General features: G+C 40.2%; 11 protein-coding genes and 1 tRNA gene. 3 read left to right on the plus strand and 9 right to left on the minus strand.

Features of this window, described 5'->3' with window-relative positions; all coding sequences use genetic code 11:
- Positions 1-136 precede the first annotated feature (136 nt).
- Positions 137-1,189, plus strand: coding sequence for a selenide, water dikinase SelD (gene selD, locus BPOF4_RS11090; protein WP_081457660.1), 1,053 nt, complete (start codon positions 137-139; stop codon positions 1,187-1,189).
- A 36-nt stretch (positions 1,190-1,225) separates the two neighbouring features.
- Here the strand turns inward: selD and phnC are convergent, their stop codons facing one another.
- The 6 genes from phnC to selB form a co-directional block, all read right to left on the minus strand.
- Positions 1,226-1,960 (minus strand): phosphonate ABC transporter ATP-binding protein, encoded by a 735-nt coding sequence (gene phnC, locus BPOF4_RS11095; protein ID WP_012959265.1) that lies wholly within the window; start codon positions 1,958-1,960, stop codon positions 1,226-1,228.
- 12 nt (positions 1,961-1,972) lie between these two features.
- Positions 1,973-2,734 carry a phosphonate ABC transporter, permease protein PhnE gene (gene phnE, locus BPOF4_RS11100; RefSeq protein ID WP_012959266.1) on the minus strand — a complete coding sequence of 254 codons (762 nt, stop codon included), beginning with the start codon at positions 2,732-2,734 and terminating at the stop codon, positions 1,973-1,975.
- A gap of 11 nt (positions 2,735-2,745) precedes the next feature.
- The gene (gene phnD, locus BPOF4_RS11105) at positions 2,746-3,678 is read right to left on the minus strand and encodes a phosphate/phosphite/phosphonate ABC transporter substrate-binding protein (RefSeq protein ID WP_012959267.1); all 933 of its coding nucleotides are present in this window, start codon (positions 3,676-3,678) and stop codon (positions 2,746-2,748) included.
- Positions 3,679-3,803: 125 nt separating this feature from the next.
- Entirely contained in the window at positions 3,804-4,133 is a 330-nt protein-coding gene (locus BPOF4_RS11110) for a hypothetical protein (RefSeq protein WP_012959268.1), read from the minus strand.
- 25 nt (positions 4,134-4,158) lie between these two features.
- Entirely contained in the window at positions 4,159-5,169 is a 1,011-nt protein-coding gene (locus BPOF4_RS11115) for a glycosyltransferase (protein ID WP_012959269.1), read from the minus strand.
- Positions 5,166-7,118, minus strand: coding sequence for a selenocysteine-specific translation elongation factor (selB, locus tag BPOF4_RS11120; protein WP_049779890.1), 1,953 nt, complete (start codon positions 7,116-7,118; stop codon positions 5,166-5,168). The genes BPOF4_RS11115 and selB overlap by 4 nt, the downstream gene beginning before the upstream one ends.
- 215 nt (positions 7,119-7,333) lie before the next feature.
- Here selB and BPOF4_RS21995 point away from each other — a divergent pair.
- A tRNA-Sec gene (locus BPOF4_RS21995) sits at positions 7,334-7,430 on the plus strand.
- A gap of 75 nt (positions 7,431-7,505) precedes the next feature.
- Here BPOF4_RS21995 and BPOF4_RS11125 read toward each other — a convergent pair.
- Entirely contained in the window at positions 7,506-8,624 is a 1,119-nt protein-coding gene (locus BPOF4_RS11125; RefSeq protein ID WP_012959271.1) for a PQQ-dependent sugar dehydrogenase, read from the minus strand.
- Between the two features lie 154 nt (positions 8,625-8,778).
- Here BPOF4_RS11125 and BPOF4_RS11130 point away from each other — a divergent pair, with 154 nt between their 5' ends.
- Positions 8,779-9,873, plus strand: coding sequence for a metallophosphoesterase (locus tag BPOF4_RS11130; protein ID WP_012959272.1), 1,095 nt, complete (start codon positions 8,779-8,781; stop codon positions 9,871-9,873).
- Between the two features lie 102 nt (positions 9,874-9,975).
- Here the strand turns inward: BPOF4_RS11130 and BPOF4_RS11135 are convergent, their stop codons facing one another.
- Both BPOF4_RS11135 and BPOF4_RS11140 read right to left on the minus strand, forming a co-directional pair.
- The gene (locus tag BPOF4_RS11135; RefSeq protein WP_012959273.1) at positions 9,976-10,407 is read right to left on the minus strand and encodes a hypothetical protein; all 432 of its coding nucleotides are present in this window, start codon (positions 10,405-10,407) and stop codon (positions 9,976-9,978) included.
- A gap of 147 nt (positions 10,408-10,554) precedes the next feature.
- Positions 10,555-13,074 carry a transglycosylase domain-containing protein gene (locus BPOF4_RS11140; RefSeq protein ID WP_012959274.1) on the minus strand — a complete coding sequence of 840 codons (2,520 nt, stop codon included), beginning with the start codon at positions 13,072-13,074 and terminating at the stop codon, positions 10,555-10,557.
- Positions 13,075-13,399 lie beyond the last annotated feature (325 nt).

A 13,399-nucleotide genomic window follows, 5' to 3' on the forward strand; every position in this document is an offset into this window, starting at 1 on the left:
TGTATACTTCATCAAATCAAACTCCTTTACAGTTTTTTCTTATCTATTGTAGGATAAGATGTGGTCTGATGCAAAACAATATGCGCATCAATGATTGTTGTTTTTATTTAATAAAGAAAGAAGGAGGGTTCCTTTGATGGACAAAAGAGAGAACATCCGTTTAACTACTTTCTCGACAAAAGCTGGTTGAGGATGCAAAATTGGTCCTGAAGACCTGACGCAAGTTTTGCGTCACTTACCTAAACAAACAGATGATCCAAATTTATTAGTTGGACTAGAAACTTCAGATGATGCAGGAGCCTATCGTTTAACAGACGATCTTGCAATGATTCAAACAGTGGATTACTTTACTCCTGTCGTTGATGATCCATATATGTTCGGTCAAATTGCTGCAGCCAACGCATTAAGCGATGTATATGCGATGGGTGCCAAACCTACAACAGTATTGAATATTGTTGGGTTTCCAATTAAAAAACTTCCACCTGAAATGCTTGCGGATATTCTCAGAGGAGCAGCAGATAAAGTGAAAGAAGCCGGCGCAGTAATAGTTGGCGGACATTCTATCGATGACCAAGAGCCGAAATTTGGTTTATCTGTTACTGGTCTTGCGCACCCTGACCGCATTTTCAAAAATGTCGGCGCAAAGCCTGGTGATGTTCTCGTTTTAACAAAGCCGATTGGCGTAGGCATTTTAACGACCGGCATTAAGCGCGAAGCTGTCACTAAAGAGCAAGAAGAAGCTGTGACTCGCACAATGGCTGCTCTTAATAAAGAAGCTGCAGAAGCTCTCGAAGGATTAAACCCTCATGCGGTTACTGATGTGACGGGCTTTGGTTTATTAGGCCACAGCCTGGAAATGGCTAAGGGCAGTGAAGTGAGCTTTGAAATTCAAGCATCAAGTGTACCTATGTTAGAGGGTACAAAAGAATTGGCTCGGCAAGGAATTGTTCCTGGCGGCTCAAAAGCGAATGAGCGCTGGATCGCTCCTGATGTGGAGTATCAATCCTCCATCACAGAAGTTGAAAAAAGCATCTTATGTGATGCGATTACTTCTGGCGGTCTTCTTGTAAGTTTAACCGAAGAAGAAGCACAGCAGTATGTAGAAGACATGCATAAAAGAGGACTCACGGCTTCTATTATTGGCCGCGTGAGTGAAAAATCAGATTATCCTCTTTACGTTCAATCATAAAAAAACGATTCAGCTTTTAAGAAAGCTGAATCGTTTTTATTTATAAATCTTAGCAAACACATCATTCGTAAGCGCTTCAGGCTTGTTATCAAAGATTAATGTTCCTTCTTTAAAGCCGATAATCCGTGTAGCATACTTTTTGGCAAGCTCAACATCATGCACATTAATGATAGTCAAAAGACCTCTCTCATCATGAATTTTCCTTAGCAAGTTAAAAATCCGCTCAGAAGTCGTAGGATCTAGACTGGCTACCGGCTCATCTCCTAAAATGATACTAGGCTTTTGCATCAGGGCCCTTGCAATACCTACTCGCTGCTTCTGCCCGCCGCTTAGGGCCTCGACACGCTTATCCCTAAAACGATCCAGCTCAACTTCTCTTAATGCTTGATCAGCCTGTGCTTTTTCAGAAGCCTTGAAAAGTCCTAGCAGGTTTTTATAAGCAGGACGCCCCCCAAATGAGCCAGTTAATGTATTTTGATATACAGACATCCGAGGAATAAGATTAAAATGCTGAAAAATCATGACCATTTCTGCCCGAATTTCACGCATTTCTTTTTCACGAAGACCAACGAGCTCTCTCCCATCAAAACGTATCGAACCTGAAGTAGGTCGAATAAGCCGATTAATACAACGAATAAAGGTCGACTTACCTGCTCCGCTCCGTCCTAGAATACAAATAAATTCTCCCTTATTCATCGTAAGGCTTATTTGATCTAATGCGTTTTCCTTCGCTTTTGGATACCTGACTGATAAATTTGAGATCTCTAGCATAAGGTTTCTCTCCTAAATAACTCTAGCTCTGATTCGCCCGCCAATAACATCAACGAATATGACTAATATCATAATACAAATGATGTCTAGGGCAACGGCTGTATAATAAAAGCTTTGAAAGTGATTAAATAATTGCTGCCCGATTCCGCCGCCTCCAATAAAACCTAAAATTAGCGACGTTCTGATCGCCACTTCAAACCGATAAAAATAATGAGATAAGATATTTGGCCAAATCTGCGGAATGATCGAAAAAAGATGGCCTACCCATCTAGTCGCGCCAACAGATTTCATCGCTTCTTGAGGCCCGTCATCTGCTGCTTCAATTAATTCAGAAATCAGTTTGCCAAGCACCCCGATATTATGCAGAATAATCGCAAGCACAGCTGCAAAAGGTCCAAGCCCAAATGCCGTGACAAAAATTAAACCGAACACAATCTCAGGAATGGACCGCAGGCCGCTTAAAAACGATCTGACAGAGCCATATATGACTCTAGAGCCGCTCGTATTTCTTGCTGCTAAAAAACTTAAAGGCACGGCTACGATTAATGCAAAAAAAGTCCCTAAAAATGCCATAGCAAGCGTAACTAAGCTTTCCCTTGCCATGCGGGGGAACAATGACCACTCAACTGGAAAGAAGCGATTGCTTATCATTTCAAAAATATTCGGGATTTGAGCTAATTTTCTCCACTCAAATCCCGTCATATTCATACTCCACCAAGTTGCTGCTATAATCAGCAGCAAATAAAAGAGGTATCTACGTCTGAACCAGACCATTCATTAAACTCCTATTCTTCTAGCTTAAGCATGTCAAATTCACGAGCAGCCTCAAGTACATCGGCATATTGAGTATCACCGGCCTCTACAAATGAAGATGCACCGCCAAAGATGCGTAAGATCTCTTCATCAGTAATTTCATAAAATGCCGCCCGAATGTCTTCAATTTCTTCTTCTGTCATCTCACTTGGAACGACCCAAGGGTACTGATATAACTTATCTGACTGCCAGATTACTTTAATATCCTCACGCAATGTCCCGCCATTCGCTTCATCATCTTTCATTAATGCTTCTAAAATTGCACTGTCAACCGCTCCTGCTTGTACCGACTGATCTTGAACAAGAGTTGTTACAATGTCATGCGAACCTGCAAATTGTACTTGAGCAAAATCATTATTCAAATCATCTTCATAATGACCGCGATTACGTAATTCAAGTCCTGGAATTAGATGACCGGATGTCGAAGAGTTGCTCGCAAAGGCGAAATTAACTTCTTCACGGTCGGCAAGCATATCTTCAAGAGTTTCCCATTTTGAATCAGAATGTGTAATGATATAGGAATAGTAATAAGGTTCCCCGTCAATTTCTTGAGTAATGATTGCCTGCGCTCCGCTTTGTTCGTGGGCAATTAAATACGTTAAAGGCCCAAGAAATGCAAGGTCAATGTGATTGTAATTTAATGCTTCAACTACCGCATTATAATTAGGATATTGATTCACTTCTACTTCGCGGCCGAGCGCATCCGTTAAATGTGATTCTAAATTAGAAAGTCCTGTTTCCATTTCGCCTGTAGACTGAGACGGAATAACCGCCACTTCAAACACCTCATCTGAAGTTTCGCCTCCAGAAGATGTATCCGCCTCATCTGTAGATGGTGCATCTTCTCCCGAGCCGCAAGCAGATAGGGTAAGAGCTAGTCCAATTGATAAAAGCCACTTTTTCATATGATCTCTCCATTCATAAACATCACTATTTCTACTTTTTTACATGAAATGAATCTACCACTTTCACAAGGCACTTGTAAAGCAATGTCCTTTTGTGAAAGGGTAGATTCACTTGTTTTGTTCTTCTATTCTCGTTTTAGCTGCCTTCTTGAAAGAATAAAGAAAGGAAGAGGAATCAGCACCCAGGCGATGTTCTTTAATAATTGATTCATTGCTTGAGTGCGCTGCATTTCCATTTGTTCTTCTTTTTGTTCGAGGTAGATCTCGCGAATTTCTTCTTCTGTTTTATCAGAATCAGGCATCGATTCTTGATTCATCTTAAAATCTTGAAATGAGTAATAATACGGAGACGGCACCACTAAGTCAGATACATTCATGGCCATCGCCACACCTCCGCCAATCATCATCACGAGGGTTACAAACATCACTGCATAATAATAGATGGTCCGAACCATACATACTCTCCCTTCATTCAATTGATTACTTGCTTAAACAATGATTGAATACATTCACATAAGCTTTTATTTCAGCATCAAATTGATGATGATGACTAACGTATTGAAAAGCCTTTTCTGCGATCTCCTGTTGTTGCTTCGGGTTTTTTATTAAGGATTCCACCTTCATAATAAAATGCTCTGGTGAATCGAAAGTAAACCCATTTTCTCCATCTATGACCACACTGCAATTGCCGGGATTCCTCCTTGCCGCTACGACTCGTTTTGAATACATCGCTTCAAGTAATGCTGTTGGCTGACCTTCTGAAATCGAAGTGTTGATCACGATATCTGCTTGCTTAAATATATGAGCCATTGCCTCTAAAGATACTTCCCCAATATACGTAAACCATTCCACTTCATCTTCTTTCATTTCTACTTGTTTAAGAAGACCATGCTCAAGAGCTGCACCGATAAATACCACTTTCATTTCTGGATACCGTTCTGCTAAGGAAGTAAATGCCTCCCATAAATAAAAGATATCCTTAACCTTTCTCAATCCTGCAGGTAATAAAATCACAGGATTTCCTTTAGGCAAAAGAATAGATTCATCAGTCTCTGCTGGCAGCCATATACTTTGCGGAATCACATGAGTCCGGTCGCTCAGGTCTGGATAAGAAGCTGCCACTTTTTCTTTCCCATCATCCGTAAATACGGTAACAGCACATGAGTCATCAGCTACATTCCCCATCAAAAGCAATGCATTTGGATCAGCTAAGTCTTCGTTAATATCCGTCCCTCCTGATGTAAGGACATATGGCTTGTTGAGGCTAACATCCTGCTTATTCTTCCAGTTGGCAAACCTCCGTAAATGTAGAATATGGTAAAGATCCACTTCATCAAAAATTTCCTGCCAACGATCATTCCACTTCATTTCCTCATAAGCGAAAACAACTACTTCTATATCCATTAGACGCAGTCCGTGCACGATACGTTTCGCAGTAGTCGCATTTCCTCTGTTTTGTTTAAAGTAAGGAGTAAAAAACAACACTCTCACGATTGTCTCACCCACTGCTCTATATGTTCAGTAATCCACACTCTTTTTTGGTCATCCCGTTTTGTGAGCTTTAGAGAATCTAGTTTTTCTAAAAAAGGAACAAGATATTTTCGTGAAAGTTCAGTATGATCTTTTGCTTCCTGTAATGTAAAACTCTCACTCGAACGCTCCCATAATTCTTTTACCATCATTTTAAATGGCTCATTATGAACAACTAATTTTTCATCTAAACGATAAATAAGCTCTTCTTGTTCAAAATAGTGAATAAGCTCCGGTCTTAAATTCTCAGGCAGCTGCTGCGCCTCTAGATGATCGATAAGAGGCGAAACTTTAAACCCTTCTTTCCTAAGAGCCCCTAACACATGCTCAACCCTTTTTTCCCATTTCTTTGGAGGGTGCGGGTGATGAGAGACAAGAGCAATGCTTGGACCAATGCGGCGGACTGAACCATTCTCAATTTCATTTTCAATTGCAGATTCAAATAAAACGTTCGGGAATGCTGATTTATTTGCCTGAATCAATTCTGCTTTTGCCATCCCTTTTCTCATTGGATGGTCGTTATGATATGTCGTAAGATCTTGTATAACTGTTCTCGCAGCAAGGGCTGACACTTCTTTTGAGGTGACAATTGAATGGCTCAATGGTATAAATTCTTTTTCTTTAATTGCTGCTTCTACTGTTTCTGCTTGTAATCCGGTATGTGAAATTATCTCATCGATTGATAATGCTTTTTCTACTGATAAGAGATTCGTGATTAACTCAACAGGCGTCCCTTCACGCTTTTTAGCAAGCATCTGAACAGTCGCCTGACCAAATTTATACGTCTGGCCATGCCCATCAATGACTTCTCCGCCGCCGATCGTCTCCATTGGAGTAGGACGTCTTAAAATAAATCGGTCTCCACGCCTTGTCACCACCGGTTCGTCTAAGCGCAGCTGGCAAAGGACCTCATCTCTCTCTGCTTTTAACTCATTGCGGTCAAAAAAGACGATTTTTCCATACACTTCTGATGTGCCAATATGTAATTTAATTGCCTGGCGCTGTTTGATCAAATGGTTCAGTTCATTAACTGTCTTTAAAGCAATATCAATCGTTTGTGTCGACTCATAACGGCCTGGGGCAGCGATCACATCCCCTCTTTTTAGCGAAGCTTTTTCAATGCCTCCTATATTAATTGCTACCCGCTGGCCGGCATGCCCCTCTTCTCTAGGCTGATGATGCACTTGAAGCTGTCTTGCTCGAACTAACTTACCCTGTGGCAGCACTTCGACCATATCACCTTCCTGTATCATGCCTTCATAAACTGTTCCTCTCACAACGGTACCTTGTCCATGAACGGTAAATACTTGATCAATCGGCAGTCTAAATGCTCCGCTTGCATTACGCACATCTAGGACAGACAATTGCTCGATTAACCCTGCTTTCAATTCTTCTAAACCGACTTCTTCAATGCTGTCAACGAGAAAGACAGGCTGGCTATCAAGAAACGTTCCTCTGATTGAATCTTCTATATCCATTCTTGCTAGTTCTAGCATTTCAGAGTCTACTTTAGTTATTTTGGTCACCACAACCACCCCCCGCTTGATCCCAAGCAAGGTCAGGATATCTAAATGTTCGCGCGTTTGCGGCATGACGCCTTCGTCTGCTGCGATCACAAGCATAACCATATCAATTCCTGCAACCCCAGCAATCATCTGTCTGATAAAGCGTTCATGTCCAGGGACATCAATGATCGATACTTCCATATCTTCATTTAAAGTGAGCGGCGCATAACCTAGCTCAATAGAGATTTTTCGTTCCTGCTCTTCTTTTAAACGGTCTGTATACACATTTGTTAATGCTTTGGTCAGAGATGTTTTCCCGTGATCAATATGACCGGCCATCCCAATCGTAAAATGTTTTTTCACACAAGCCACTTCCTTCTCTCCGTATGTACGTTGTATTATCATACTACACGCCACACAGCAGTTAAAAGTGATTTACTAAAATGTTATCGGGACGTAAAAAAAGCCATCTGATTGGACGGCTTAAATTCAAGATATTTAGAAAATGAATATTAGCGTATTTTTTGCCAGCAAACATCCATTCTATATTTCACTTGATTAAAATATGTAATTCATGCATAATAGAGATCGTTCAAATTTAATAGTTATATATACTTCTTGGGGCTGGCTGCGACACTGGTGTTCGTCACGGTCTTCAAAACCGCTCGAGAGGCGCGTGCCGTCTCTGGTAGGTTCGATTCCTACACAGTCCCGCCAAATTATACATATCCTTTTTATATAAATCAGCCCCTGGATCGATTGATCACAGGGGCATTCATTTTATTAGCGACTCTATTCACTTCTAATCAATTCTGTTAAAGAGACTTTATACAGTTTATCATCATTCTCTTTTGGATTGCCGCGTCCGTCTGTGTTATTGCTGATGAAATATAATGTATCATCCTCAATCAGCACATCTCGTATCCTGCCATAATCGGTAATGACTTTTCGTTGTTCTCCCGTTTCAAGATCAAATTCGATCACGGCTTCTCCCCTTAAAGCTGCTACATACAGCTTGCCATTCGCATAAGCCATACCTGATGGTGCCCACGTGTCCGCTGCTCCTGAAGTGAATAAAGGTGTGATCATTCCTTCTTCTTCCTCTGTTCCTTGTATGCTTGGCCAGCCATAATTTTGTCCGCCTTCAATTTCATTTATTTCATCATTGGCACTGCTGCCATGTTCACTGGAGTAAAGCGTACCTGCAGATGACCAAGTCAGCCCTTGAGGATTGCGGTGTCCGTAGCTGTAGATGTAGGAGTCAGGCAGTGGATTATCTTCTGGGATCGATCCATCTAGATTCATCCTTAATATGCTTCCTCCTAATGAGTTAAGGTCCTGTGCTAGATCTGGGGCAGAGGCATCACCTGCTGTTGCGTAAAGCGTTTCATCTGGTCCGATTTTCAACCGTCCCCCGTGATGATAGGTACCGCTTGGGATCTGATCTAAAAGCAAGCTCTCTTCCCTCCAACTGTCGTCCTCCAATCGCAGAGTGACAATTCGATTGAATTGTCCGGAACTGTCTTCATAGGTGTAGTAAGCAAATGCTAGATTCGAATCAGAAAAATCTGGTGCCAGCACTAATCCCAAAAGTCCCGCCTCTGCTGCCGTTGCAATATTTTTTTCTAGCTGTACACCTTGCCGTTTCATTTCTCCATTTTCTACTTTTATAATAGAGCCCGGTCTTTCTGTTAAGTAAAAAGTATCGTCTGCTTTTTCAATTGACCATGGAATCTCGAGGTTTTCTGCTATGACTTCTATCCCAGCTGCATGCTCCTCCTCTGGCTGATTCGAAGCTTCATTTATGTCAGGCTGCTCCGCTGTAGAGTCTTCTTGTTCATTACTAGAACACCCTACACTAGAACACCCTAGTATCAGCAGGAATATACATACTGCTATAAGTCTTTTCATCTAACATCTCTTCCTTTCTACTACCTATTTTTATTAGGATACCCTGCCTGAATGGAAACTTAAACTAAATGGCAGGGACTTCTAGCATGAGTTAATGTAAGACTAATGATATGATAGATGGCATATATAAAACTTAATATAGGAGTCCTGCTTCATGACAATCATACTGTTTATTTTCTTTCTATTGATTTATTTTTCCCTTACTTTTTATATAGCCTATAACGGCTGGATTTGGCTTAAGAAATCCTTTGGTTTCCGTTTTAAACGAACCTATTTCTTCGTCGTGCTCTTTATTTCCATTTCTTATTTTTTAGCGCAGTTTTATTCTATTTCAGGTCTTTTATGGGTTGGATACATCTGGCTCGTTGTATTTGGATATAGTCTGCTTCTATTTCCGCTATTAAATATCCTTTTCTTCGTTATGAAGAAAAAAAGGCTTAATACAAGAAAAGGATTAAAATGGGCCGGGTTTAGTGTCACTTTATTTTATTTGTTCGTTTTCATATACGGCTCCTATAACATGTGGAATCCAGTTGTTGTTTCCTATGATATTGAAGTTGCTAAAGAATCCGAACTGGATGAGATTAAGCTGCTCTTAGTGTCTGATATCCATATCAGCGAAACAATTGGGCCCAAAACGATTACAGAGCTAATCAACCTCTCAAACGAGGTCGAGCCGGATGTTATTTTACTAGCTGGTGATATTATTGATAGTAGTATAGAGCCCTATTATTCACATAACCTAGGTGAAATTATGGCAGGATTAACGGCTCCGCTGGGGGTATATGCTGTTTTAGGCAACCATGAATATTACGGAGATGACATTCCTACTTTTATTAAGGAAATGAATGAAATTGATATTGAGGTGTTAGTCGATGAGGCTGCACTTATTGAGGACCTTTTCTATGTCATTGGACGCAAGGATTACTCAGACTTTAACCGATTACCAATTGATGACCTTACTGAAGACGTGGATCATAACAAGCCAATTCTTTTAATTGATCATCAACCAAGAGAGTTTGATAAAGTAGGTGCTGCTGGAGTCGACGTGATGGTATCTGGTCACACCCATAAAGGCCAGTTGTTCCCTGGTAATCTCATTACTAATGCGATATATGAAAACCATTACGGCCACATACAATTAGACGAGCTCCACACCATTGTTTCATCTGGCTATGGTATATGGGGACCGCCGTTTCGTATCGGGAGCAGAGCAGAAGTGGTTGAGATCAATGTGAGATTTAATTAAATTTAGCCAGTTCAAGTATTTTTCAAAACGAACATTTTTCATTAAAGAAAGCCACTGCAGACTAACATTAAGCAGTGGCTTTCCTTATTTTGAGACACTTCTTTAAAGTCCCTTAATAAGCATTTTATCGAGCTCGCGAACTTTGTCATAAGCATCTACCAATTCTTTAGGTACTAATGTTCTCCCGTATTCCCAAGCATTTGTTTCAATTTGCGCTTTCAATTGTTCAATTTCTTCTTCGTCTCCATAAATAAATGTTCTTAGGTCATACTTTGTCTTTTTATAATCCACATAATAGCCGAGTTCATGATAAATGATGACCTTAAGAAGATTTTCTTTTGACTCTTTTATCCTGATTTTACTTAAGTACCCGTTAACTTCAAGATAGTTAAACTTTAATGTCGTAGTCGAAATATTAAAGCTCATCGGCGAGCTGAGTTCATTGTTAAATTCATAGTTGATTTGCAAATTATGTTCCTCTACGATCTCTTTGATCGCTTTTTCAATATCCCATATGTAAAGCATTTTCTTCATACACAATCCTTTCCTGCATCGTACCTATTATTCATTACTCTATCATGATCCCACACAGTTCACATAGAGAAAGTCCATTTTTTTATTTCTGGCAGGCAAAAGCCCTTCACATCCATTAAGATTGTGAAGGGCTTTTCTCACTTTTATTTAATTATCTTCTTCCTCGCTATCACTGTCACTTTCATCACTGTCAGACTCATCATCTGAGCTGGAAGAATTTGATTCATTGTTTTCCTCATCTCTTTCCTCTTCTTTCTCATCCTCTTTTTCCTGCTTCTTCTCCTCCTTCTCTTCTTTCTCTTCTTTCTTATCTTCTTCCTTTTCTTCTTCTACATTGTCTTCTTCATCAGACCCTTGCTCCTCGTCATTTGAGGAATCATTCGGCTCTTCATTTGATTCATCGTCACTTGGATCAATTTCAATATTTAACCCGTCCTCATCGACGACCTCACTCTCACTCTCATCCTCATCGTTATCGGTCTCTTGCTGTTCTTCTTTTCTACGTTCTCTTTCTTCTGATCTTTCACGTTCTCTTCTTTGTTGTTCCTGTTTAGCTCTTTCTTCCTCCCGAGCTTCTTTTTGCTTTTTCTCCCATTCATCTTCTACTAGACTGTAAGCATCTTTAACAGTGGTCCCAGTGACAAATAGCTCTGTCACAAGATCACTTCTAGAAGAACTTGAGTCTGCACGTTCACCCGTTGAAGTATCTATTGTAATTTCTTCAACCGAATCAGGTTTTGCAAACTCTCCTGTTTCTTCATTTACCATACCACTCATCACTTCACGGAAGATATGCTGGGCGATTTGACGATCTTCTCTCGTTTTAATATAACTATTCTCATCAATTCTAGGATACCCCGTCCATACAGCGGCTGTATAATTCGATGTATAGCCTGCAAACCAAACGTCAGGAACCCCTTCATCAATATTGTATTTTTGCTTTGTTTCTTCATTAAAGTTCGTTGTACCCGTCTTACCTGCAACTGGTACGCCGCCAATGGCTGCGAGCTGTCCTGTTCCTTCTTCTACTACACTTTTCAACATATCGGTTACCATGTAGGCAGTATAATCACTCATTGCTTGTACACCTTCTGGCTGCATGTTAATTTCTCTGCCATCTGGGAAAACAACTTTTCTAACGGTATGAGGCTCATTATAGGTCCCTTCATTAGCGAAAGCTGAGTATGCACCTGCTAAATCAAGCGGTGAAATCCCTTCATCAAATGAACCTAAAGCGTATGACTCATACACTGATCCTTCAATATTAATCCCTATGTTTCCAGCAAATTCCTGTGCTTTATCCGCACCAACTTCTTGGAATGTCTTCACGGCTGGAGTATTCCAGCTTTGAGTCAGAGCTTCTCTTATAGACATCAGCCCGTGATATTGGCCATTATAGTTACGGATTACTTGATCACTGCCTGTATAAGTCATTTCTTCATCTTCTATTTGCTGATAGGTTGACCATTTCAAATGTTCGATTGCAGGTCCATAACTTAGAATCGGTTTAATTGTAGATCCTGGGGAGCGCTTAATATGGGTAGCATAGTTGGAACGGTTCTCTCCTGCTTCTTGATTACGACCTCCGCCAATGGCTTTAATTTCTCCTGTACGGTTGTCAACCACGGTTACTCCTGCTTGGAAATTATCATCCGGATATTGAACAAATTGATCAGAATTAAGCACTTCTTCTACATGTGCTTGAGCATCCGCATCATAGGTTGTATAAATTTCTAAACCACCGTTATAAATCATCTGGGCAGTTAATCCATCAATTTGTTCTAGTTCCCTATATACTTGGTCCATAAAGGCATCAGAAACGGATTGATCTTCCGAGCCTCTCTGCAGCATATCTTCGACCGGCATGCTTCTTTCTTCATCGTATTCTTCCTCTGTAATAAAACCATGTTCATGCATCACATACAGTACAGTATTTCGTCTTTCTTCAGCAAGGTCTGGATTTTGATAAGGGTCATATCCAGATGGACGCTGAGGCAGGCCGGCTAATAAGGCAGCTTCATTAATCGTCAGCTCATCTACTTCTTTATTAAAGTAAGTCTCAGCTGCTGTAACAATCCCGTAAGCACCATTACCGAAATATATTTTATTTAAATAGAGTTCTAGAATCTCATCTTTTGTATAATGTCTTTCAAGTTCCAGGGCTAGATAGGCTTCTTGTACCTTTCGTGTCATTGATTTCTCAGCAGTTAAAAGTGAATTTTTCACTACCTGCTGAGTAATTGTACTTCCGCCTTCAGCACCAAAACCATTCGTAATATTAGAGATCACAGCCCCTCCGATCCGTCTGATATCAAGTCCTGAATGATCGTGAAAACGAACATCTTCAATTGCTATAAACGCATCCTTCACGTGATCAGGCACTTCTTCAATAGACATTGACTGCCTGTTTTCTCCATTACTTAAAGCAATAATCTCCTCGTTATTATGGTCATACAGAGTAGATGAATTAGCAAATGCAAACGTATCATCATCAATCTCTGGAGCACTTTGAACTAAACCATAAATTGTAAAGCTCCCAACCGCTCCTGCTATCACAAAGAGAACAGTTAAAACGGCTGCAATCTTAAACAATAGCCCGCTTCCTCTTTTATGTTTCCTTTTCTTTAGCTTCCTCTTTTCTTCCCTTGTTTCAGGTTTATCAGCCATAAACCCTTCCCCCACTTTCAATATTTAGATAGTCGATTATTCGTTCCCTCTTTCAAGCAAGGTAAAACCTTGTAAAATATGGTTTTCTACAAGATACACGTATAAAGGAGGATCCTCAACTGTATGGATTCTCAGTTTACGTTTTCGTAGTATAATATGTAGAGAGTTGAAAAATCTATCGAAACGGGAGCTTTTTGATCGTTTTTTGCATTTACTCTTATTTATAAAAACAAAGCTTGAACCTATTGGCATATTAAGGATTAACACATAACAGCCTTAAAAATTCCATGATTTTACACCTTATTTTTTTGTCATTTTCCCACAA

This window comes from Alkalihalophilus pseudofirmus OF4 (genome assembly GCF_000005825.2).
Taxonomy (GTDB): Bacteria; Bacillota; Bacilli; order Bacillales; family Bacillaceae_D; genus Alkalihalophilus; species Alkalihalophilus pseudofirmus.

What these genes read in the sequence shown, in the direction of transcription:
- BPOF4_RS11130 (WP_012959272.1), top strand. Translation starts at nt 8,779, where the DNA reads ATGACAATCATACTGTTTATTTTCTTTCTATTGATTTATTTTTCCCTT.
- BPOF4_RS11135 (WP_012959273.1), bottom strand. Translation starts at nt 10,407, where the DNA reads ATGAAGAAAATGCTTTACATATGGGATATTGAAAAAGCGATCAAAGAG.
- BPOF4_RS11125 (WP_012959271.1), bottom strand. Translation starts at nt 8,624, where the DNA reads ATGAAAAGACTTATAGCAGTATGTATATTCCTGCTGATACTAGGGTGT.
- phnD (WP_012959267.1), bottom strand. Translation starts at nt 3,678, where the DNA reads ATGAAAAAGTGGCTTTTATCAATTGGACTAGCTCTTACCCTATCTGCT.
- BPOF4_RS11140 (WP_012959274.1), bottom strand. Translation starts at nt 13,074, where the DNA reads ATGGCTGATAAACCTGAAACAAGGGAAGAAAAGAGGAAGCTAAAGAAA.
- BPOF4_RS11110 (WP_012959268.1), bottom strand. Translation starts at nt 4,133, where the DNA reads ATGGTTCGGACCATCTATTATTATGCAGTGATGTTTGTAACCCTCGTG.
- phnE (WP_012959266.1), bottom strand. Translation starts at nt 2,734, where the DNA reads ATGGTCTGGTTCAGACGTAGATACCTCTTTTATTTGCTGCTGATTATA.
- selB (WP_049779890.1), bottom strand. Translation starts at nt 7,118, where the DNA reads ATGATAATACAACGTACATACGGAGAGAAGGAAGTGGCTTGTGTGAAA.
- phnC (WP_012959265.1), bottom strand. Translation starts at nt 1,960, where the DNA reads ATGCTAGAGATCTCAAATTTATCAGTCAGGTATCCAAAAGCGAAGGAA.